The following is a 23,720-nucleotide window of genomic DNA, read 5'->3' on the forward strand; positions in this document are numbered from 1 at the left end:
AAACGAATTTAAACGAAAGTGGGTGGGAGAATAGTTTTACCACTTAGCCTGAAACGCCTCACAAGACCCCAATATGCGGCGAACCGCTAACTGTTCACCAGACTCCAACCGAACTTTCCCGCTGAAGTAGCCGAACATTTGAGTGAAATCCGCTTTTAATCCCCTTCTGTGAGAACTCGCTTCGCGTTCGAAAAATGGAGTGAAGGTCAAGTCTACGCAATCTGTGAACTTAGTATGGATTGTCCATGGTTCCATCATACGTTCAGGATTAAAAGAAAAAATCACATCTTCATGAATTTTAGTCATTGCACCGTCAACGAATACAGCGTTTTCGGTCAATCCCGTACCATCAGTCCACTTGCCACCGAAGTTTAATCCGATACGGCGACCTCCTGAACGTTGTGAAGCCATCGCCCAATTCCACTCCGTCATTTTTGGCCAAACACCACGTGTATAATTCAACACCGTAAAACTATAATCCGGATTGAACTCATACCGTTTGTCTCCAATCTTTAAAAAGCCAGAAGTCGGTAGCGTATGATGCTTTGCGGTGAATTGAAAGGTGTTCCGGTTTTTCGGAATGACAACATTTAATGACTGATCTTCTAAAGGGTGGCTAATATGGAGATCGGCATGCAGCGTTTCGTTGTCAAATTCAGGGATGGAGACAGATAAGTGCGTCTCCTCATTGGTATGACTAGCATGTATCGAAAGACGATTATCTAAAAATTTACTATCCGTCAGTACGTCTTCAGGCATCTTTACATGACGAGCAAAGGGCAAGGCAATCCTTTTTTCAAAAAAACGTTCCGTCTCATAATCCAGAAAATAGACAAGACACACAGCACCGATGTCAAAATGAGCGATGGTTGCAGTGAACAAGACTTCTTCTCCATAGACGGTCCACGTATTCCACTTCTTCTTATGAGGGAACTGTCCCTTCAGATTACTTTGGACAATCGGCTTCTGAGCAAAGCCAATCGCTTCAGGATTTAATAATCCTTTGCTATCACAAAGCAATACTGGCGAAGTCAGTTCGCGTTCTGCATGTTGCATAAGCCGTCCTCCTAAACATTGTCTTCTAACGCACTTGTTGCTATACTTTTAATTGTATCAGATTGAGGCAAAATTAGCGTTATTCAGCAACACCTTTTGACAACATATATTCCTAGAAAGAACGGGGCATTAGTTCAGCGGGAGAATACTTCGCTGGCAGCGAAGGGGTCACCGGTTCGAATCCGGTATGCTCCATAATACAGCGTCCGCTAAGCGGGCGTTTTTTATGTGCATTTTTAAGGATGAAAACCAAGCCACTCACATAGAATAGGATGAGGAGGCGAATCGATGTATGACCGCGAAGCTGCAGTCTGGTATGCGGACAAATGGTGGGATGGGCGTAATCCACAGTATCCCTCATTCGATGTGGATTGCACAAATTTCATTTCACAATGCTTGCGTGCAGGTGGAGCACCGATGCATGGGAGTCCCGTACGAGATCGTGGTTGGTGGATTACGAATTCAAACTGGAGTTTTAGTTGGTCAGTAGCCCATTCGCTGCGCTGGTACTTAGGAGGCTCAACAAGAGGGCTGACTGCCTATCAAGTGCAATCGGCTGAAGAGCTGCAACTTGGAGATGTCATATTGTATGATTTTCAAGGAGACGGACGCTTTGACCATTCAACGATAGTGACTGCTAAAGACGGCTCGTCACCACTTGTCAATGCTCATACTTACGATGTACAAAGAAGAAGTTGGGACTACAAAGATTCCTACGCCTATCGACCAAACGCTAAATACATTTTCTTTCGAATAAATGACGAATTTTCTTAACTTATAAATCATGATAGAAATTAGAAACCAGTTATTGAAATGATGTATACTGAAGACTATCAATGACAAAAGGGGATACAACAATGGATGAACAAGCACTATCAGTAAGAGACGCAATTATTTCGCGCCGTTCCATCAAGAGCTTTAACGGACAGCCAGTTGAACAAAGCGAAATTGACGATATCTTAGAAGACGCAATTTGGGCACCCAATCACGGAAACCGTAATCCATGGCGTTTCGTACTCGCTGCAGAAGACAACTACGAGCAATTTTTAGACGTCTTGCGCGAGTTCGGTGTACCGAAATGGAAAGAATTGTCGGATGAAACCCTTGAAAAACAAATGAGCAAATTCACCAATGCAAGCGCGGCAATGTTTGTCATCGTTCCAGAAGATGCACGGCAAAAACAACGTTTAGAAGACTTTGCAGCGGCAAGTACGATGATACAAAATATTCAATTGCTCGCCTGGGATAAAGGGATAGGAACATGCTGGAAAACTCCAGGTTTCCTAGATGATCCTAAGTTTCGTGAAGCATTACGTGTCCAGCCGGGAGAACGGATTATTAGCATGTTGCAGTTTGGTCACTTTGATGAATTACCAAAAACAAAGCCACGGACTCCGGTTGAAGACATCGTCACGTATTGGCAAGCTGAACCCACTGAATAATTGAGAAACTCTTCCGTTTTTGATGGAAGAGTTTTTTGTTGTTGGTCAAATTTCCGCGCATCTTGTGGGGCATGGCCGGTTATTTTCTTTATTCCACCAAAAGGAAGAATCGGAAAGATGCTTTGTAATATCGGAAACATGGCGCGTGAAATCAGCATTATTTAGTAAATAATCAGCACTACGAGACAAATATTCGGCACTATTAATGAATTAATCGAAAGCGAGACACAATTTAAGTTGTGATAGCAGATAAATGGAAGCGAATTGTCGACCTATACTCCCTTGTCCAGACTAAAAAACCCTATCGCGAGCAATCGCAATAGGGGATTTAAAAATCTTATTTCTTCAACTCATCGATAGATAAGGCAGAAAGTTCTTGGTAATAGTCACCAAGCACGCGCAATCCTTTGTCGAAGTTCTCAAGTGTTAAGTGTTCGTTTGGTCCGTGTAAGTTCTCTGTTTCAAGACCGAAGCCCATGAGGACAACTGGTAAACCAAGAATTTCATCGAAGTCGGCAACGATTGGAATCGAACCACCGCCGCGTGTATACACAGTTGGAACGTTGTACACTTTCTCGTAAGAACGGCTTGCTGCTGTAAGTGCTGGATGGTCGAAAGGTGTGATGAACGGACGTCCCTGGTCAAACGGTGTGACCGTCACTTTAACACCTTCAGGCTTGTGCTTTTCTACGTGTGCTTTCAATTTTTCAACAATTTCCGCTGGGTCTTGATCGGGAACGAGGCGGCATGTGATTTTTGCACCCGCTTCTGCAGGTAACACAGTCTTGATACCTTCGCCGCTGAACCCACCGAAAACGCCGTTCACCTCAAGAGTAGGACGGGCAGAAGTACGTTCTAGGAACGAATAGCCTGGCTCGCCGAACAGCTCAGAAGCTCCGATTTCCTGTTTGAGTGCTTCTTCGTCGAAGTTGAGGTCTTTGTATGCTTGACGTTCCTCGTCGCTCAAATTACGAACATTATCATAAAATCCGTCAACTGCAATCGTTCCTTCTTGGTCATGGAATGACGCCAAAATTTCTGCAACTGCATGAATCGGGTTTTGGATACCGCCTCCGTACACGCCAGAGTGTAAGTCGCTCTTAGCGCCGAAGACATCGATTTGTACGCCGCTCAATCCGCGAAGTGCGTAACAAATCGCAGGTTGACCTGGAGCGTGAAGCGCTGTATCTGAAATAACAATTGTATCTGCAGCAAGCTTTTCTTTATGGTCTTTAATGAATGGAACAAGGTTCGGACTTCCGACTTCCTCTTCACCTTCAATGATGAATTTCACGTTGATTGGAAGCTTACTATCCAACTGCATCAACGCTTCAACAGCTTTCACGTGCATGAACACTTGTCCTTTGTCGTCAGTAGATCCACGGGCGAACATTTTATCGTCACGGATTTCTGGCTCGAATGGCGCACTATCCCATAAATGCAATGGGTCGACAGGTTGTACGTCATAGTGACCGTAAATGAGGACCGTCGGTTGGCCTTCTGCATGAAGCCAGTCAGCGTAAACGACCGGATGTCCGGCAGTAGGTTCGATGGAAATGTTTTCAAGACCTGCATCTTTGAACGAATTTGATAACCATTCCGCAGCTTTTTGCATATCAGCTTTGTGCTCAGATAACGCACTAATGCTTGGAATACTCAAAAATTCCTTCATCTCATTCAGATGCGTGTCACGATTCTTTTCAAAATACTCATTCAGTTGGTCAAGCGTTGCCATGAAATTACCCCTTTTCGTTTTCATTTGGATAAATGCGAGGTTGCAGCTGAGAGATCGCTGCTAATACCCTCATTCGTCAACAGTGATTGGGCTAATCCTCAAAAAGATTGGGTGCACTGTAACGATGCTGATTCCTTTAGTATAGCAGAAAGGGAGTGAATTCGAAAAAAGGAGACTTCTGAATCCTTTTCTTTCTGGTACTTATGCTATACTATTCCAACAGCTATAAAATCGAATTCAAATTGTAGCCGTCTTAGGTTTGCAACCTCAACCCTTAGATATACGTCTATATATGCAAATCGAAACGAACCAGGAATTTTTCGGGAGGAATCGCTCTTGTTCATCGCACTTGCTTTCTTTTTGGTGATGTCATTTTTCTTATCAGGAAGTGAAACTGCACTTACTGCCGCTAATCGGATGAAAATTCAAATGCGCGCAGAGCAAGGAGACCCAAAGGCAATTCGGCTCCGCGCCCTCGTTTCGAAACCAGATCGAATGATTACAGCAATCTTAATAGGGAACAACGTCGCAAACATCATGATGCCGACGATTGTGACAATGATCGCTTATGACAAGGGATTAAATGTTGGTCTCATGACAGGAGTGTTAACCGTAGTCCTCATCATTTTTGGGGAAGTGTTGCCTAAGACAATCGCTGCAACATTTGCAGATAAGTTGGCATACACTGTCGCACCTGTCATACGCGTGATTGTTAAATTACTAACACCGCTTACGTATTTATTAGCTCTCTTTACGAACCTGTTCATCCGCATCTTGTCAAAAGGTGCTGTGACGGAAGCGACATTGACTAAAGAGGATCTACGCTCGATGGTCGATCTTGCCTCAACTGAAGGAACGTTTCAACAAGATGAATCGTTGCGGTTAAAAGGAGTTCTCGACTTTCCGGAAAAAGACGTATCAGACGTCATGGGAACCCACCGGACAGACGTCGTTGCCTTACCACTCGATTCAAGCTATGAAGACGTTCGCAGTACAGTTCTTGAGTATTTCTATACAAGGTATCCAATTTATGAAGAAAGTATCGATAAGATAATCGGTGTGTTCTATTCCAAACGGTTGATTGAATGGTCGATCACACCCGAAGAACCGTTTGAAGATATGATTGACCATGATCCCTTGTTTGTCGTCCAGACTGCGAGTGTCGAGAAAGTGTTTAAAATGATGCTGGCGCACAAGAAGCATATGGCGATCGTGTTGGATGAGTATGGAGGAACGCTTGGTATTGTAACTCATGAAGACATTATTGAAGAAATGATCGGGCAAGAAATTGAAGATGAAACCGATGAAGCAGAAGACGCATTGGTCTATGAACATACAGAGGATACACTCGTTTGTCAGGGGCGTCTTGAAATCGAAGAGGCGGTGAGCTTACTTGGAATCGACTTGCCGACTGAAAACGAAACAATCGGTGGATTCGCTTTCCAGGAGCTCGATCACGTGCCAGACACTGGAGAACGATTCACTTATGGACCTTTGTTGTTTGAAATCGAAGAAATGGACCGCAATCGAATTGTACGTCTACGAATCACTCGCCGTCCGGAAGAACTAATTGATGACGAATCCTAATATACAGCAACCTTACACGTTTGTAAGGTAACTGAAAGAAACTCCGATAGTTCAGCAGAGTGTTCTAGTGCATACTTAACGTAACAGCTAGAACACGGAGGCGTTATCGAATGAAACCAACACTTAATGAACTACATGATGAATATGGCAGATACTTATATCACTTATGTTTAAAATTAACACGAAATAAAGAAGAGGCTGAAGACCTCATGCAAGATGTGTGGGTTAAAGTAGTCCGCACAAGCGATCGTATGGAAGGCGTAGATCGTATGAAAGCTTGGCTGACAACGATTTGCATGAATACGTTCAGAGATCGTTATCGTAAAGACGTCCGTCGTAGTAAGTATGTCATGAACCAGCCGGATACTTTGGACATTCCCTTGCTCGATTTAGTGCCAAGTGGCAGTCCACTACCAGGTGAAATTGTTGAGAAACAAGATCTCCGCGCTGCGGTTCGAAGTAAGATTAATGAACTCGATGGGATTTATAAAACAACGATTGAGTATTTTTATGTCAATCAATACTCACTCATTGAAATTGCAGAAATGATGCAAGTATCTATAGGTACAGTAAAATCACGTTTATTCCGTGCAAAAAAATATTTAAAAGAACTATTAACACAAGATCAGTCTGTCAACGAACTTGTAATAGCGTAATACTATCTATTTTGGACTTCTCCTACTACAGGGGAAGTCTTTTTATATGGGTGCGAAGTTTGTGAGATGCATAGATAGGGAATGTTTCAGTGATGGATTTGAAGTGGAGGTTAAGTCATGGGGAAGAAAGAAAATAAACGGAAGAGATTTACAAAAAAGCAGAAACATATTATGTGGCTGGCGTTAGCAATCTTTTTTCTTATTTATATTGCTGTCATTTTATATCATACATACAAGCCTTTGCCAAAAGGCGTCAATTACAAAGGAGACGTCCATTGGACTGATGATGTAGAGATTTTCACTGATTTATCCTATTCCAAGACGAGGAAGAAAGAAGATTTAAAGCACGATTTGAATATTTTTGATGAAGTCTATTCGATGATTGATGAAGCAGATGAATTCATCGTGCTGGACTTCTTTTTAATGGATCATTATTCAGATGAAAAGTTAGACTTCCCAAAGATTGCGGAGACGATCACAAAGAAATTGGTCGAGAAGAAAAAAGCCAATCCCGATATGCCGATTGTATTCATTACCGATCCGATTAATAAAGGATATGGCTCCTATGAATCGAAATGGTTTGGTAAGTTAAAAGACTCAGGTGTGGAAGTCGTGTATACCAATTTGGAGCCATTACGCGATTCAATGCCACTCTACTCTGGGTTGTATCGGACGTTGTTTCGCTGGGGGGACATAGGTGGAAAAGGATGGATTCCGAATGCAATGGCTTCTGAAGCGCCAAAGTTCCGATTAGCATCTTACGTGGAACTTTTGAATGTGAAGTCGAATCACCGTAAAGTAATTGCAACGGAAAAAGCCGGGCTTGTAACGTCTTCCAATCCACATGATGCAAGTGGTTTCCATGGAAATGTTGCACTCAAAGTATCCGGACCAATTATTAATGATTTATTGGAAGCCGAAGAAGCGGTACTGAACTATTCAACGGGACAAACAGGACAAACATTGCCTCGTATTGAAGCAGAAGAGCCGGAAGATGGGGAATACGCTGTCCAATATGTCACTGAGAAGAAGATAAAAGATGTGTTGATGGATGAACTAACTGCTACTCAACAAGGCGATCGAATTAGGATGGGGATGTTTTTTATTGCCGAACCGGATGTTGTGAAAGAAGTGACAGAGGCTGCGAAACGCGGTGTAGAAGTGAAACTCATCTTAGATCCAAATCAAAACTCTTTTGGTAATCAGAAGTCAGGTCTTCCCAATCGACCTGTCGTACAAAAGCTCGTCGAAGACAGCAATGGTGCGATTGAAGTACGCTGGTACAACACGGTTGTCGGTCAGTACCATACAAAACTCGTCATGATCGAACGTGATGATAACATGCACATTTTAAACGGTTCCGCCAATTTAACCGAGCGAACACTCGATAACTACAATCTGGAGAACGATCTGTATGTGATCGCTCCGACGGACAGCGAACTTGTGGGTGAACTAAATGCGTATTTCGAACGTTTATGGAATAACGAAGACGCATTGTTCACATTGGATATGGAAGAATATCAAAATACATTCACTCGTCCGCAGCGCGTAATTTATGCGCTACAAGAGTGGCTGAAATTGACATCTTATTGAATGAGGAAATCTTCAAGAAATAGTTAAAAATCCTCCTACCAATTTTAGGTAAGAGGATTTTGGGCTTAGATAAGTAGATGAGTTAGAGAGTTTTAAGAGTCAAAGCGCTACAAGCATCTCATTAAGCTCTGCAAGACGGTCTTCCATTTTTGCAAGTCTTGCCTCTGCTTTTTGGACAGAGTCTCCATGACCTGTAGATTCAAGTTTTTCGATGTCTCCTTGCAAGTTTATATAGTCCATTTTAAGTTCTGCGATTTCAGATTCGATTTGTGATTTAGTCATGACTGTTGTCCTCCCTGTGTACTTTTCCTCAGTTTACCACATCAGGTAGGGGTTTGCCGGGGACTGCACGTTTCGGATGTTCGAGCAGGTAACGGATCGTTTCAAACACCGTTTCCGCTTCTTCACCAAGTGGTAAAGCGAGCTGACGATCGACGTCACGTTTACGAAGAGAGTCGTGCAGTAGTGGCTCCATGATGGCGTTCAACAGATTGGATTGCTTCACTTTGCGTCCAAGGCCCAAATGTGTGAATCCATCACGGTCGATTGGGAATCGCAATTCGGATTCAAAGGTACTTTGTGCGAGTACGATACAAGGTACTCCGAGACAGGCAACGTCGTATGGCATGTAACCCCCACCACATAGTACAATATCCGCTTCTGCCGCTAGGTCTAGAAAATCATGTGGAGCCTTTTTGACAGTTGTATTTCTACGGCTCAGTGCCATCATTTGAAGTGTACTCGCATCGTGTTCATAGGATTTACCGAGCAAAATCGTCACGTTGAGAGGGATTTGCAAATTCATCACATGACGGAAAGAACGAAAGGTTAAGTTGCCAGGGTCATTCTCGCCGAATGCGATGAGAAGGCGAGGGGGATCACCGAACACATGCTGATCTCTTTTTGAACGCAAGTCCGCACAGCGGTCGTCAGGTATGAACGTTTGAATGCCTGTTTTGATAGGACTCGTAACATCATGTTCGGTTTCTCCATATAATGTTTGGATTACAAAATCGGCGAGCTGTCCGCCTTCTCCTAAATCATCGAAGTGTAAACTAGCAGGAACGAGTCGAGAGATCGCCTCAACTTCTTCTTTAATTGTGCTACCCGTATCTCGAACGAGTAGATCCGGTTTTAAAAAGGATAGTACTTGAAGAAGGGTACGATGATTATTGGCTTCCATCGACCGATACATAGGTGGTATATCGGGAGATGCAACTTGTGTAATGAAAACAATGGTTGCTTCTGAAGAAAGTTCTTCTGCAACTCGTAACGCTCTTCGCAAAGGATAGCCATTTTTTTCTTCTGTAGATGAAAGACAGATCGCAATGAGCTTTTTTGTTTTGTTCATAATAGGAATCATCCTTTCCACACAGTCTCTTCACCTCCCAGTCTATGAAAAGGACAGTTTCATTATGATAAAGAAATTAAATTGCGGTGGAGTAGTGAAGAGCTGGTGTTGTAGCAGGGGAGGCGGTTTATGAGCAAATTTCAGGTTTTATGATCAGAAACCGAGATTTATTAGCACATTCCAATTTTTATGATCACTTTCAACGTTTTATGATCATTTTGAGAAGTGTGTTCTAGCTGGTCACGAGATAGGGGATGGGGAAGCTGGCGTTGTACCGTGGGAGGCGGTTTATGAGCAAATTTCAGGTTTTATGATCACATTTCGAGACTTATGATCAGATTTTGAGTTTTATGATCAGAAACTGAGATTTATGAGCACATTTCACTTTTTATGATCATTTTCAGGAATTTATGATCAACCTCAAGGCACGTCCTCTAGTCTTCATCCGAAAACCTCAAATAAGTTGTTTCATAGAGTGGGTGTGGTACACTAGTACGAAATTTCAACTCGATAGGAGTGGCGAAATCGAATGTTCGGATCTATAGCTGCAGACCTTATGCTCGTTGTTCTGATTGGTATCCTCTCACAATGGGTTGCCTGGAGATATCGCCTTCCCGCGATCGTCGTCATGGCGATTGCAGGTCTGCTCGTTGGACCTGTATTCGGATTGATCAACCCCGAAGAAACATTGGGTGAGTTATTTAGCCCAATTATTTCGTTTGCGGTTGCGATTATTTTATTTGAAGGAAGTCTTAACCTCGACTTCCGTGAAATTAAAGGGTTCAGCAAACCGCTCACGCGCATCGTAACATTTGGGGCGTTCATTGCTTGGATCACGGGATCACTTGCAGCCCATTATTTAGCGGGACTGTCTTGGACTGTGGCTTTCATTATTGGTGGGTTATTCATCGTCACCGGGCCGACAGTGATCTTACCGATGCTCAGACAGGCCAAACTTAAGCCTCGTCCAGCAGCACTTCTTAAATGGGAAGGCATTATCGTCGATCCTTTCGGCGCGTTGCTTGCCGTGTTTGCATTTGAATTCATCAAATTTGTCAATGGGCAAGCTACTCTCTCAGCGCTTGGATTATTCGTTGCGGCGTCTGTTTTCGCTGTTTTCATCGGTTGGGCATCTGCTCGTATTCTTGGATATGCGTTTGAAAAAGGCGGTGTACCCGAGTTTCTCAAAGCCCCAGTGCTTTTCGCGGTCGTCTTATTTGCGTTCGTTGTTTCGGATGAACTTATGCATGAAACCGGGTTACTAGCGGTAACAGCGATGGGGATTGTGATGGCAAATATGCATTTAACTTCCATTCATGATATTCGTCAATTTAAAGAGAACATATCTGTACTACTCATATCAGGGATTTTTGTGATGCTCACTGCTTCGTTAAATCCCCACGTACTCATTGAAATTTTCGACTGGCATATTATTACGTATGTATTGGCGATGTTGTTCATCGTCCGCCCGCTGTCAATTTGGGTGTCTACAGTAGGTACGGATTTATCGAACAGGGAAAAAAATCTGATTGGATGGGTCGCTCCTCGAGGAATTGTGGCGCTCACAGTGTCGGGATATTTCGCTTCAATTCTCCTTGAAAATGGCTACAAGGATGCAGAATTACTCACTGCGCTCACGTTTGCTCTCGTTCTTTCGACAGTTGTGTTACATGGATTTACAATTGGTCCATTTGCTCGTCGATTGAACTTGACGACAACAGATGAATCAGGTGTACTGCTCGTTGGAGGTACTAAATTTGCGGCTGAGCTTGCGTATTCGATTCAAGACACAGGCAATGATGTGTTGCTGATGGACACTTCTTGGGCAGGGTTGTCTCATGCGCGTAAACTTGGTTTGTCCAGTCATGTAGGGAATATTTTGACGGAGCAAACGGAGTATACGCTCGATTTGACGCCGTATCGATATATGCTTGCCATGACAAAAGCGGATACGTACAATGCTCACATTTGCGCGGATTTCCTGTATGATGTGGGGCGCGAGAATTTATTCCAAACGTCATTCCATGTGGGTGAAGGGGTTGAATCGTTTAACGTCACGGGTGGACGTACGTTATTCACACCTGCGTTATCAATTTATGATTTGGAAGAACGCATGAATTCCGGACACGTATTCCGCAAAACTGTACTTTCTAAACAGTACAGTTACACACAATATTTGCGTGAGCGGGATGATCGTTCTATACTCCTATATATTTTACGGGAAGATGGGAGCGTTGAGTTTTACACGCCAACAAAAGAGTTGCAGGCAGTAGCAGGAGACACAATTGTTGCGCTCTCACACCCGACTAAACAGATTGAACGTGCTAAGGAAAGAATTGCAGAAGAAAAAGGTGAGGAAGAGGTTCACCACGAGAAAATAGAAAAGCGATTCAGCGAGGATCAGGGGAAAACAAGATCATCGATACCTGGCGAAGCACCACCTTCGATTCAAAGTGAAGTAACAAAAAATTCAACAAGCTAATTGCAAGTCAATTCCCATTCTTTCTGATAGGATGTAGAGTGAGAATATCATTAGGAGGTACGGTCATTTTGAAAGTTTTGTTTGTGGACGGGACCATTATCGGCAACAAAACGGGTGTCGTACTTGAAGCTGTGCAGCAATATATAGAAGAAACGGGCTGCGGTTTTGAGATAGAGAGATTGAATTTCTCTGAGTACGATCACCAGTTTGTCGATGGGCGACCTGCAGAAGAATATAACGAAGATATGAAGAAGCTGATTCGCAAGTTCGATGAGGCGGACGGCTATATTATCGCAACACCTGTATTCCAGGGATCGATTCCAGGGGTGCTAAAGAACGCATTCGATTTGCTTCATCCCCGTACAATGCGATATAAACCGGTCTCAATTGTGGCAAATGGTGGGACGTATCAACACCATCTCGTTGTCGAAAATCAGATGAAGCCTATTCTTGATTACTTCCGATGCTTGGTGACACCAAATTATGTGTATACGCATCGTGATCATTTTGATGAAAACAGTAAAATTATTGACGAAGATGTACACGATCGCTTGAAAGAATTAGCGCGCGTGTTCGTGAAGTATACAGAAATGGGAAAAGAACTGACCCACGGTATAATTGACGCATAAAATAGAAGAAAGAACGTCCGTCCGAGCGGAATTTCCGCGGGACGGACTTTTTTCATATGGTTAAAACTGAAGAAACCAACTAAATTGCGTATAATGGAGAGAACGAAAGGGGATTGAACGATGTCTAAATCACTTGTACTTGCAGAAAAACCATCTGTCGCACGCGATATTGCCCGTGTGCTTGGTTGCCATAAAAAAGGAAATGGATTTCTAGAGGGGGATCGGTACATCGTCACTTGGGCGCTCGGCCATTTAGTCACACATGCTGATCCTGAAGGGTATGGTCAAGAATTCAAAGAATGGAAAATGGAGCATTTACCCATCATCCCTGAGCCATTTAAGCTGACACCTATCAAACAAACAACAAAACAATATCATGCTGTGAAAACTCAGTTGCGCCGTGGGGACGTTAAAGACGTCATCATCGCAACTGACGCTGGGCGCGAAGGAGAGCTTGTGGCTCGTTGGATTTTAGAGCTTGCAAAAAATCGTAAACCAATCAAACGGTTGTGGATTTCATCCGTGACGGACAAAGCGATTAAAGACGGATTTGCCAACTTAAAAGACGGAAAAGCCTATGAAAACTTATTTGAAGCTGCCGCAGCACGTGCGGAAGCGGACTGGGTAGTTGGCATTAACGCTACACGTGCACTGACCGTTAAACACAATGCGCAACTATCGACTGGTCGTGTGCAAACTCCGACTCTCGCGATGATTGCTGAACGCGAACGGGCGATTCAAAAGTTTCAACCGAAACCGTACTGGGGCATGCAGGCTCTGACGGAAGCGGGTCGATTTACATGGCGCGATGCGAAAGGCGGCCAGAGTCAAGTCTTCGATAAAACCGTGATCGATGCGAAAATGAATGAGTTGGATGGTATCACAGAAGGCAAAATCACTGATCTGAAATCAACGCCGAAATCACAACCCGCACCTTCTTTATTCGACTTGACGGAACTGCAAAAAGAAGCGCATCGCCGCTGGTCATGGTCCGCAAAAGAGACGTTATCTACGCTGCAAAACTTGTACGAACGACATAAAGCAGTGACATATCCTCGGACCGATTCGAAACACTTAACTGCTGATATGACAAGCACATTGAAAGATCGTGTTAAAGCGGTTGAAATCGGACCCTATCGAAAAGCAGTGAATTCATTGTTACGAAAAGGACCTGTCAAACCTCAAAAGGGTGTCATCAATGACAGCAAAGTATCCGATCACCATGCGATTATTCCAACGGAGGAGAGTCCTTCACTGCATGCGCTTTCCGACAAAGAACAACGTCTCTACGATATTATCGTTAAAAGATTTTTAGCTGTGTTCTATCCACCATTCCAATACGAGCAATTGAGTGCGGAATTACAAGCAGGCAATGAAATCTTTACATTGAAAGGCCGTACTGTGACGGATGAGGGATGGAAGGCTGTCTATTCATCCGATGAAGAAGAACTGGACACGGACGCATTACCTGCTATGAAAAAGGGCGAGACTCTTCAAATCCGTGCGTTTTCAAGAACGGAAGGAAAAACCAAGCCACCTGCACGGTTCAATGAAGGAACACTACTGGCTGCGATGGAGAATCCGACACAGTTCATGGAGGGCGAATCTAAAGACTTGATCAAGACGATTGGTGAAACAGGCGGACTCGGAACTGTTGCTACGCGAGCGGATGTCATTGAACGATTATTTGGCATGTTTGTCATTGAGAAAAAAGGGAATGATATTTACACTACGTCTAAAGGACGTCAGTTGTTGGAACTCGTACCAGAAGATTTGAAATCTCCAGCACTTACTGCCGAATGGGAGAGCGATTTATCGAAAATCGCAGCTGGAAAACTGAAGAAAGACCAATTCATCCGTACGATGATCGACTTTTCGAAGAAAACAATCGTGGATATAAAATCGGATGATACAAAATTCAAACATGATAATGTAACAGGTAAAATGTGTCCGGATTGCGGAAAGCCAATGCTTGAAGTGAACGGGAAACGAGGCAAGATGCTTGTCTGTCAGGACCGTGAATGCGGCCATCGTCAGACTATCTCCACGTTGACGAACGCACGCTGCCCTAACTGTAAAAAGAAATTGGAACTTCGTGGACATGGCGATGGCAAAATCTTTGTTTGTAAATGTGGATATCGTGAAAAGCTATCCTCATTTGAAAAGCGAAGGGCTCAAACAACAGGTAAAAAGGCCGATAAGCGCGATGTCCAGAGGTATCTTAAGAAGCAAGAGAAGGAAGAACCTGAAAATACGGCAATGGCAGATGCGCTAAAGAAACTATTTGACAAGTAATAATTAAAATCGTTCGCCTCATGAAGTAAATGCAAATAGACTGTATAATTAAAAGACTAATTTATGATGGGGTGAGTTCATGGTCTCAATTTCGATGAATCCGGTAATTACGGAAAATACAAGATATGAGAATGCAAGAAAGCGTTCTGCAGAAGTGGCTTATACCCGTCATGCGGATTATGCAGGTGGAAATGAAGCTAAACGGAACAAATTGGCGCAACGCTTAGCTAATGCTAATGTGGATTTGCAACCTTCACAAACGAAAGAATTTAAAAAACTGGGTGCCGGCCAGCTGAAGCAGGTCGCATTGCCGCTCGGAGAAACATTGGAAGAAACCATTCAGAGCTGGCGTCATGTCCGAAGTGAAGCACTATCTAGTCCAAATCCATCTGAAGTCGACCATCAGCTTGCAGCAGCAGCTTCTGCTAAGATCATGGAAGCTGAAGCCCAAATGGCATTGGAAGATCGTCTGCGTTCTGCTCAATTAGCAGAAGCAAGTCGTGAAGATTCAATGGTGCAACTGCAGGAGTCGATTTCAGCAACAGATTCTTCAATGTCGGACGCCATGCGGAAACTATACGATCAAGCCTCGGCAGCTTATGCGATCCAAACGAGTGCGAAACAGCAAGGATACATGGAAGCTAGTCCGGCATACTCACTTGTCGCATAAAGAAATGAATGACCCGCCATTTAGTTGGCGGGTTTTTGAATTGGAGAAAGGGAGGCACTTATCTTGGCGAAGAAGAATAAACATATTAAAACAAATGCGATTCGTATTTTAGAGTCTGAAGGGATCCCTCATGAGTTACTGGAACGTGTTTTGTCTGAAGAAGCAAATGCCGCAGCAGATGGCGGGGATAAAGCAGATGTTTATAAAACACTCGTAACAACAGCGGGTACTGCCCGCAATTATGTGTTTGTCATTCCGGTAGTATGCGAGCTTGACTTGAAAAAAGCGGCACGCGCAGCAGGAGAAAAGAAGTTGGAAATGCTTCCATTAAAACAGCTGACGGACGTGACGGGGTATATTCGAGGTGGATGTTCAGCGATCGGTATGAAGAAGACGCTTCCTACTTTTTTAGACAGTTCTGCCAAAACTAAAGAATTTATCTACGCGAGTGCCGGTAAACCAGGTTTCCAAATGAAACTCGCTCCTGAAGATTACGCAAAAGTAACAGGTGCCCCATTTGTGGAGCTGTGTAAATAAAGCCTCGGAGAACGTGCTCATAAAGCAAGAAAAGTGCTCATGACCATGGAAAAGTGATCATAACCCTGGAAAAGTGCTCATAAAGCGTGAAAAGTGATCATAACCCTGGAAAAGTGCTCATAACTCTGGAAAAGTGCTCATAAAGCGTGAAAAGTGATCATAATCCTGGAAAAGTGCTCATAAAGCGTGAAAAGTGATCATAACCCTGGAAAAGTGCTCATAAAGCGTGAAAAGTGATCATAACCCTGGAAAAGTGCCCATAAAGCGTGAAAAGTGATCATAACCGTGAGAAAGTGCTCATAAAGCATGAAAAGTGATCATAACTCTGGGAAAGTGATCATAACCCCAGATATCCACCCATAAACATCGCCACAAGCTCGAAAATCCCTCATCCAGAGGCTTGTTTTCATGCTACAATTGACTATAGAGAATACGCCGCTAGATCCACTCAGCGGCTTGCGGAAAGAAGAATGTGTATGATGACGTTAAAAAAATGGAGATGGATCTTTTTCATCGTGGGACAAATGTTCCTATCATTAGGGATTGCGATGACCATCAAAGGACAACTGCTCGGCATTGGACCGTGGGATGTCCTACATGTCGGTCTTTATCGTAATATTGGGTTTTCCATAGGGACTTGGAGCATCATAACAGGGTTGCTCATCGTGCTCATTACAGCGGCTGCACAAAAGAAGTGGCCGAAATACGGTACCTGGCTCAATATGCTTATGCTCGGTACGTTCATTGATCTGTTCAACTGGCTATTGCCCGACGTGACGTCAATTGCGGCTCAAGTCGTATTTTTCGTAACAGGCGTTGTGATCATGTCATACGGGATTGGGCTTTATGTATCTCCAAATATGGGGGCAGGTCCGCGAGATAGCCTAATGTTACTAATCGTGCACAAATTTAATATTAGTGTAAAGATTGTTAGGACCTCTATTGAAGTTATTGTAGCATTACTCGGATGGGCACTTGGAGGACCGGTTGGGATTGGAACGGTGCTCATCGCATTACTGATTGGACAATTCGTCCACTACGCGATGCCGCAATGTCAGAGACTTTTACTTAAAGTAGCCAAACAAGAAAATAGTCAGGTTCTATTATAAAGAAAAGCACAGTCATCCGTGGCTGTGCTTTTTTTCGTCTTCATTTCATAAGATATTCTGAAGAACATGCGAAAGGGAGTGTCACGATGAACGGAAAGTTAACAGAATCGATGGGAACAGCCTATACAGGAGGAGGACTGTCCCATAAGTACGAGCACCTTATCCAACAAGCTACGACGACAGTGTTCATTAAATCACCACCTACATTTGCGCTTTCTAGCATATTAAATGAGCTCGCCGTTTATTATGTAAAAAGAGGATACGATGTCGACCGATTTAGGAGTCCCTTGCATGTCGAGAAAACAGACGGGATTTATGTGAAAGGACCAGAACTTTTTTATATCGCGGCCTCTTACCCGGTTCCACTTGAACCTACAGACCTTGGCGGGAAACACCGCGTTGTAAGCTTTTATGATGTTTATGATGAAAACAAGTTGCGCTCAAATAATCCACAAATTGCTGGGCATCTTGAAGAGGCGGCCACTTATTTGGAAAAAGCTCTCGCTGCACTAACTGAAGCGAAAGCCATCCATGATGAATGGGAAAACGTCAACATCCGTCGTATGGATTGGCAAGCGCACGAGGCTAAAATCCAGTCGCTTGCAAGCGAATTATTTGGCGCATTGGATTTACGTAAAGATTCAGCAGTTTCACACCGCATTATCGGATCGTTGTCATCAAAAGGTGCGCATGATTTCATCCCATCTATCACCAAATCTCTAAAGAGAAGACTTTTAATCAAAGCCCTACCAGGAACGGGCAAGTCCACGATGATGAAAGCACTTGGAGAGGAAGCCGAAAAACGGGGGATTGATGTTTTATATGGCTGGTGTGGGTTAGATACAGGAAGTATTGACCTTGTCCAGTTCCCTGAGCTGTCCGTGTGCATATTCGACGCAACCGAGCCTCACGTGTATGAGGCAGAACGAGAGGGCGATGAAATTTTGGACCTCATTGCAATGTGTGCCCCTAGTGAAAAAGCGGAGCAGGAAATTGATGAAATCCGTACGCGCTACAAAGAAACAATTGCAAATGCAGCAGGGTATATGCAGTCCTATGCGAGGCTGACGAGTCTGATCGATGCAGGAATGGACAGTGCACTTGATCAGAAAGCGTTTCATGGAAAAGCGGAAATGCTGACAGAACTCCTCGTCCCGTAACACACTTCGGTTATGGGGTCAGGCACAAATATGCTACACTAAGAGCATCACGTGTCTGAAAGGAAGATTAGTTTGTCTAACATATTAAACGCATTTCTAGACGAGAACTTGCAAGAACTTCGAGATCAGGGACTCTACAACGAAATTGAACCAGTGGAAGGTCCGAATGGTCCAATCATTAAAATCAAAGGCAACGATCTCATTAACTTATCATCGAATAACTACTTAGGTCTTGCGACAGACGAGGACTTGAAAAAACTTAATATTGCAGCTGTAAATAAATACGGTGTCGGTGCGGGAGCCGTGCGTACCATCAATGGTACGCTCGATATCCACATCGCACTTGAGAAAAAACTCGCTGAATTTAAAGGAACGGAAGCTGCAATTTCCTTCCAATCCGGATTCAACTGTAACATGGCGGCGATCTCAGCAGTTATGAACAAAAATGATGCAATTTTGTCGGATGAATTGAACCATGCATCGATTATTGACGGTTGCCGACTATCAGGCGCTAAAATCATCCGTGTGAAGCACCAAGATATGGACGATTTGCGTGCGAAAGCAAAAGAAGCAACAGAGTCCGGGCTATACGGAAAAGTCATGTACATTACAGATGGTGTCTTCTCGATGGATGGGGATATCGCAAACCTTCCGGGTGCTGTTGAAGTTGCGAAAGAATTCGACCTCATCACATACGTAGACGACGCGCACGGTTCAGGCGTAACGGGTAAAGGAAAAGGAACCGTGAAGCATTTTGGACTTGAAAAAGAGATCGACATGCAAATGGGAACACTTTCAAAAGCGGTTGGTGTCGTTGGCGGTTATGTAGCTGGCACACAAAAACTGATTGATTGGTTAAAAGTCCGTTCTCGTCCGTTCTTATTCTCAACAGCAGTACCACCTGGTGACGTTGCCGCAATTATGGGGGCGCTTGATAAAATCAGTGAATCTACTGAGCTTCACGACAAGCTTTGGGAGAATGGAGACTATTTGAAAGCGGGCTTGAAAAAACTCGGCTTCAATATCGGGAACTCCGAAACGCCGATCACACCTTGTATCATAGGAGAAGAAAAACTAACACAGCAATTCTCAAAACGTCTTGCTGAAGAAGGCGTCTATGCAAAATCGATCGTATTCCCAACCGTACCAAAAGGGACAGGCCGCGTGCGCAACATGCCAACTGCTGCTCACACGAAAGAAATGCTCGACGACGCACTTAAGATTTATGAAAAAGTCGGCAAAGAGCTGGGCGTTATTCAATGAATGTGAGCTTCCTTTGAGCAATCTTATATGAAAATTAAAAAGCAGTGAGGAAAGGGTTTTATACTTTCCTCACTGCTTTTATTTTGTTGGATTTTCTAAGAGCCGTGCAATTTCTTCCTGATAAACCGTGGTCAATTCGCCGTTTGCAAGTTCGATGTCATATTGGGTGCGATCGTCTAAACGTACCAGCACAATCATTCCTTTGCAACCGTCATGCAACTCTACGTAAGTATCTTCTTCGTAAATCATGGCCATTACTCCTCCTATTGGATTATGGGAGATACTTGGTCTCGACGTTGGAACAGAGAAACTAATACATAGTGCTGAACTCCACGGGCATGGGAGGTTGAGAGCTCCACTTCTCTCTGGTAGGCGGTTTGGTCGCCAGACTGTTTGGCGATACTAGCTTGAAGGGCGTGTTTCATCCATTGCTTTTTAATGGCAGTTTGTAGGGCCTGAGCACTTTCTATATTTCCTTCCATCAACAAGGCGTTTGCTGTGTAGTAGTTCACATAATCCGCTGTCGGTAAGTGAATGGAAAGACGGTGTAACGCCTCTACATCTTGTTGCCAAACAGCAAGATTTGCAGCATAGACCGCTTGGACTTTAGGTTGTTTATGAGATTGTAAAATGGTTTCGATCGTTTCAATGATTTTATCGTCCGTTTCATGTGCAATAGCGTATGCATAAGCAAAAAGGGTATTGGAACGATTTTTCATCAAAAATTTATCAATTTTGTCCATATCCTTCGTTCCATAAATGATATATATCGGCCATCCCATTGTTATCAACATATACACCACCAGGACAATGACGAAAACTGCCCAAAAAGGAATATTCGCAAACAGCAGCACAACAGTGAAGAGAACGCCGCCACCAAATAGCAAAAGCCACCGGGCGACTCCTCGGATAATAAATGGATTATCTTTCAAGCTATACACCCTCCAGTTACCAACATTATACCATAAAATTCCGACAACTGAAGGAAACGTTATTCAGAGAATTGTATTTTCCAGCAGAACAGTTTATAATCAGTTTTAGTTAATGAAACTGGCTATCTTATTTGGTGACCAAAAAATGTCCTCTCCAAAAATACAACCATTCATAGGGGGAATACACGATGAAGAAAATTATGGTGACCGGAGCACTCGGTCAAATCGGTTCAGAGCTGATTACCAAATTGCGAGCGGAATATGGAGTCGACAATGTGTTGGCAACAGACATTCGCGAACCGCAAACAGAAATGAATGGCCCATTTGTAATTCTTGACGTAACCGATGGAGAAAAGATGACCCAAATTGCAAAAGAATTCGGAGCAGACACGCTTATGCACATGGCGGCATTGCTTTCTGCAAAAGCGGAAGAGAACCCGATGCTCGCATGGAACCTCAACATGGGAGGACTCGTGAATGCGTTGGAGACAGCACGTGAACTGAATCTTCAGTTCTTCACACCAAGCTCTATCGGCTCATTCGGACCATCGACTCCAAAAGAAAATACACCACAAGATACATTCCAGCGTCCAACAACAATGTATGGAGTGAACAAAGTGTCTGGTGAATTGCTATGTGATTATTATTATCAAAAGTTCGGTGTCGATACACGTGGTGTTCGATTCCCTGGTCTCATTTCATATGTTGCACAACCAGGTGGCGGCACAACTGATTATGCAGTCGACATTTTCTACAAAGCTGTGGAAGAAGGCAAGTATACATCATTCATCGCGGAAGGTACCTATATGGATATGATGTATATGCCAGATGCGTTGCAAGCGATTGTGGACTTAATGGAAACCGATGCAGCTAACTTGAAACATCGTAACGCTTTCAACGTAACTGCGATGAGCTTTGAGCCTTCCGAGTTGGCAGCTGCTATCCAAAAGCACATTCCAACATTCGAAATTAGCTATGATGTCGATCCAGTTCGCCAATCGATCGCAGATAGCTGGCCAAACTCTCTTGATATATCTGTCGCTGAATCTGAGTGGGGCTTCAAATCCACGTATGACCTCGATGCAATGGTTGTAGATATGCTAGAAAAGATTCGTGAAAAAGTAAATTCTTGATAAATGAACCCGCTCGCACCGTTAAATACTGGTGCGAGCGGGTTTTTGCGTGGGAGATAGGGAGCGTGTGCTCATAAATATGGGGAAGTGCTCATAAAGTGTGAAAAGTGATCATAATCACGGGGAAGTGCTCATAAATCGAGAAAAGTGATCATAAGTCTGAGAAAGAGCTCATAAATTAAGAAAAGTGATCATAACCACGAGAAAGAGCTCATAAATCGAGAAAAGTGATCATAAGTCTGAGAAAATGCTCATAAAGCGTGAAAAGTGATCATAAACCTGAGAAAGTGCTCATAAAGCGTGAAAAGTGATCATAAACCTGGCAAAGTGCTCATAAAGTGTGAAAAGTGATCATAAACAAGGGAAAGTGCTCATAAAACATGAAAAAGTGATTATAAACAAGGGAAAGTGCTCATAAAGCATAAAAAGTGATGATACTCCCAGCCACAACACGCCCGCGGAAGTGAAACCCTATTCACCCATCACCTAATATCGCGACCAACCAAGCACTCCCTAAAACAAAAATCACCCCTATGCAACTAACTAGCTGCATAGGGGTGATTCTAATTTCTATTAAAATAACAAGTGGGCAACGCCCGCCACGATTGGTAGCGCGATGATCGTACGAAGTAAGAAAATTACAATCAAATCCCAGATGTTGACGGGAATCTTAGTTCCTAGAATCAAACCGCCGACTTCAGACAAGTAGATTAGCTGAACGACAGAGACGGTCGCCACTGTGAAAAGGGTAATCGGATCAGAAATCATACCGTCTGCAAGAAGAGCAGGCAAGAACATATCTGTAATCCCGACAACCATAAGTGAACCAGCTTCAGCTGCTTCAGGAATATGAAGCAGATTTAAATATGGAACAAATGGCTTCCCGAGAATCGTAAATAGACTTGTATACTCTGCAAGCATCGTTGCTATCGTACCGAATGCCATAACGATTGGTGCTACGCCAATCCACATGTCGAGAACGTTTCGGAATCCTTCACCAAACATTTTACCTGGCGAACGGTTTTTGTCCGCAGTTGCGAGTGCGTTTTCAAGTCCATGAGAGAAGACATTATACCCTTCAGGTAGACTTTCTTCCGTTCCCGTCTGTGGAGAACCGTCTATGAACTCATCAGCTTTCTTCGAAAGAGGATATATTCTAGGCATAATGAGACCAAGAACTAGGCCTACAAATGCCACCGTTGCATAAAACGGAACGAAATAGTTTTCTAGACCAACAGTCTTAATGATAACAAGCGAGAATGTAATTGAAACAATGGAGAACGTCGTTGCAATAACAGCTGCTTCACGTTTCGTATAATGACCATCTTCATATTGCTTACTCGTCAACAAAACACCGATTGTACCGTCTCCAACCCACGACGTCAGTGCGTCAATGGAGGATCGGCCAGGAAGCTTGAATAACGGACGCATGATTTTCACCATCATTGTTCCGAAGAACTCCAGCAATCCAAAATTCAGTAGTAACGGCAAGAACAAACCAGCAAATAGGAAAATAGTGTATAAAAACGAAACGAGTCCATCAGGTGATAGTAACATTCCGCCCGTATTTTCACTCCAGATCGCTTCAGGTCCGAGCTTGTAAGTCACCATTACAGCGAAAACAGCACCAACTACACGTGTCAATGTCCAGAACGGTGTCACTTTGAACAACGTTTGAGCGAAAGTCGGCTTCGAATCTCCGTCTTTAGGAATAAATAAGAAGATTATCGAACCAACTGCCGAGACGATAATGAGTACCATCGCTGCGAATGGCATCGCAGGTTCTACAAAACCAGAGAGTTTATCAGCAAGAAACGCAATCGGCACTTGCCAGCTATCTCCGATCTTAAGTGGAACCATGAACAGAACGACCCCGATAATAGATGGAACTAAAAACAATAACCAATTGGATAATGACGCTTTTTTCATGAATGAGCTCCTTCGCAAATAGTAATGCATACTATGTATATTTATTCATAATAATGAATGAATACCAAAAAGTAAACTAGAAAATTTCTCCAAAGCTCTATATGTATACCCGGATTCACTAGCTGAAAACTAGTAATCCGGTTGTTACCGCAGTTGAAAGC

21 protein-coding genes and 1 tRNA gene are annotated in these 23,720 nt (G+C 43.5%); 15 read left to right on the forward strand and 7 right to left on the reverse strand.

The genetic code is table 11. The annotated features are described in order from the left end of the window. Positions 1-36 precede the first annotated feature (36 nt). A complete protein-coding gene (locus M3197_RS00695; RefSeq protein ID WP_251658101.1) occupies positions 37-1,056 on the reverse strand; it encodes a DUF2804 domain-containing protein in 1,020 nt (339 codons plus the stop codon). Positions 1,057-1,179: 123 nt separating this feature from the next. On the opposite strand from M3197_RS00695, the gene M3197_RS00700 reads away from it, so the two are divergent. The 3 genes from M3197_RS00700 (at position 1,180) to M3197_RS00710 (ending at position 2,498) form a co-directional block, all read left to right on the forward strand. Beyond that, positions 1,180-1,251: transfer RNA gene (locus M3197_RS00700), tRNA-Ala, on the forward strand. A gap of 93 nt (positions 1,252-1,344) precedes the next feature. Next, positions 1,345-1,830: an amidase domain-containing protein gene (locus M3197_RS00705; RefSeq protein WP_251658102.1), complete on the forward strand. Its 486-nt coding sequence runs from the start codon at positions 1,345-1,347 to the stop codon at positions 1,828-1,830. A gap of 83 nt (positions 1,831-1,913) precedes the next feature. Further along, entirely contained in the window at positions 1,914-2,498 is a 585-nt protein-coding gene (locus M3197_RS00710; RefSeq protein WP_251658103.1) for a nitroreductase family protein, read from the forward strand. 337 nt (positions 2,499-2,835) lie between these two features. On the opposite strand, the gene M3197_RS00715 is transcribed toward M3197_RS00710, so the two are convergent. Then, positions 2,836-4,233 carry a dipeptidase gene (locus M3197_RS00715; RefSeq protein WP_251658104.1) on the reverse strand — a complete coding sequence of 466 codons (1,398 nt, stop codon included), beginning with the start codon at positions 4,231-4,233 and terminating at the stop codon, positions 2,836-2,838. A gap of 336 nt (positions 4,234-4,569) precedes the next feature. Here M3197_RS00715 and M3197_RS00720 point away from each other — a divergent pair, with 336 nt between their 5' ends. The 3 genes from M3197_RS00720 (at position 4,570) to M3197_RS00730 (ending at position 8,069) form a co-directional block, all read left to right on the forward strand. Next, positions 4,570-5,820 (forward strand): hemolysin family protein, encoded by a 1,251-nt coding sequence (locus M3197_RS00720; protein WP_251658105.1) that lies wholly within the window; start codon positions 4,570-4,572, stop codon positions 5,818-5,820. A gap of 110 nt (positions 5,821-5,930) precedes the next feature. Then, complete coding sequence (locus tag M3197_RS00725) at positions 5,931-6,476, forward strand: RNA polymerase sigma factor (RefSeq protein ID WP_251658106.1); 546 nt, start codon at positions 5,931-5,933, stop codon at positions 6,474-6,476. 117 nt (positions 6,477-6,593) lie between these two features. Beyond that, a complete protein-coding gene (locus M3197_RS00730) occupies positions 6,594-8,069 on the forward strand; it encodes a phospholipase D family protein (protein ID WP_251658107.1) in 1,476 nt (491 codons plus the stop codon). Between the two features lie 99 nt (positions 8,070-8,168). On the opposite strand, the gene M3197_RS00735 is transcribed toward M3197_RS00730, so the two are convergent. Continuing rightward, positions 8,169-8,351, reverse strand: a complete 183-nt coding sequence (locus tag M3197_RS00735) for an SE1832 family protein (RefSeq protein ID WP_251658108.1) — start codon at positions 8,349-8,351, stop codon at positions 8,169-8,171. Between the two features lie 28 nt (positions 8,352-8,379). After that, positions 8,380-9,420, reverse strand: coding sequence for a hypothetical protein (locus M3197_RS00740; RefSeq protein WP_251658109.1), 1,041 nt, complete (start codon positions 9,418-9,420; stop codon positions 8,380-8,382). Positions 9,421-9,949: 529 nt separating this feature from the next. Between M3197_RS00740 and M3197_RS00745 the strand changes: the two genes are divergently transcribed. The 8 genes from M3197_RS00745 (at position 9,950) to M3197_RS00780 (ending at position 19,565) form a co-directional block, all read left to right on the forward strand. Beyond that, positions 9,950-11,902 (forward strand): cation:proton antiporter, encoded by a 1,953-nt coding sequence (locus M3197_RS00745; protein ID WP_251658110.1) that lies wholly within the window; start codon positions 9,950-9,952, stop codon positions 11,900-11,902. Between the two features lie 68 nt (positions 11,903-11,970). Beyond that, positions 11,971-12,531 carry an NADPH-dependent FMN reductase gene (locus M3197_RS00750; RefSeq protein WP_039042717.1) on the forward strand — a complete coding sequence of 187 codons (561 nt, stop codon included), beginning with the start codon at positions 11,971-11,973 and terminating at the stop codon, positions 12,529-12,531. Positions 12,532-12,651: 120 nt separating this feature from the next. Continuing rightward, positions 12,652-14,826, forward strand: a complete 2,175-nt coding sequence (locus tag M3197_RS00755; RefSeq protein ID WP_251658111.1) for a DNA topoisomerase III — start codon at positions 12,652-12,654, stop codon at positions 14,824-14,826. Between the two features lie 79 nt (positions 14,827-14,905). Next, positions 14,906-15,496 (forward strand): hypothetical protein, encoded by a 591-nt coding sequence (locus M3197_RS00760; protein ID WP_251658112.1) that lies wholly within the window; start codon positions 14,906-14,908, stop codon positions 15,494-15,496. Between the two features lie 63 nt (positions 15,497-15,559). Beyond that, a complete protein-coding gene (locus M3197_RS00765; RefSeq protein WP_251658113.1) occupies positions 15,560-16,033 on the forward strand; it encodes an aminoacyl-tRNA deacylase in 474 nt (157 codons plus the stop codon). Between the two features lie 476 nt (positions 16,034-16,509). Then, the gene (locus M3197_RS00770) at positions 16,510-17,142 is read left to right on the forward strand and encodes a YczE/YyaS/YitT family protein (RefSeq protein WP_251658114.1); all 633 of its coding nucleotides are present in this window, start codon (positions 16,510-16,512) and stop codon (positions 17,140-17,142) included. A gap of 86 nt (positions 17,143-17,228) precedes the next feature. Continuing rightward, a complete protein-coding gene (locus M3197_RS00775) occupies positions 17,229-18,302 on the forward strand; it encodes a hypothetical protein (RefSeq protein WP_251658115.1) in 1,074 nt (357 codons plus the stop codon). Positions 18,303-18,374: 72 nt separating this feature from the next. Then, positions 18,375-19,565, forward strand: a complete 1,191-nt coding sequence (locus M3197_RS00780; RefSeq protein ID WP_251658116.1) for a glycine C-acetyltransferase — start codon at positions 18,375-18,377, stop codon at positions 19,563-19,565. 78 nt (positions 19,566-19,643) lie between these two features. On the opposite strand, the gene M3197_RS00785 is transcribed toward M3197_RS00780, so the two are convergent. Next, positions 19,644-19,814 carry a hypothetical protein gene (locus M3197_RS00785; protein ID WP_251658117.1) on the reverse strand — a complete coding sequence of 57 codons (171 nt, stop codon included), beginning with the start codon at positions 19,812-19,814 and terminating at the stop codon, positions 19,644-19,646. Between the two features lie 14 nt (positions 19,815-19,828). Then, entirely contained in the window at positions 19,829-20,497 is a 669-nt protein-coding gene (locus M3197_RS00790; protein ID WP_251658118.1) for a hypothetical protein, read from the reverse strand. A gap of 188 nt (positions 20,498-20,685) precedes the next feature. Here M3197_RS00790 and M3197_RS00795 point away from each other — a divergent pair, with 188 nt between their 5' ends. Next, entirely contained in the window at positions 20,686-21,630 is a 945-nt protein-coding gene (locus M3197_RS00795; protein WP_251658119.1) for an L-threonine 3-dehydrogenase, read from the forward strand. 573 nt (positions 21,631-22,203) lie between these two features. On the opposite strand, the gene M3197_RS00800 is transcribed toward M3197_RS00795, so the two are convergent. Next, positions 22,204-23,559, reverse strand: coding sequence for a YjiH family protein (locus tag M3197_RS00800; RefSeq protein ID WP_251658120.1), 1,356 nt, complete (start codon positions 23,557-23,559; stop codon positions 22,204-22,206). Positions 23,560-23,720: the final 161 nt, after the last annotated feature.

The sequence above is a fragment of the Sporosarcina aquimarina genome (assembly GCF_023715615.1).
Taxonomy (GTDB): Bacteria; Bacillota; Bacilli; order Bacillales_A; family Planococcaceae; genus Sporosarcina; species Sporosarcina aquimarina_A.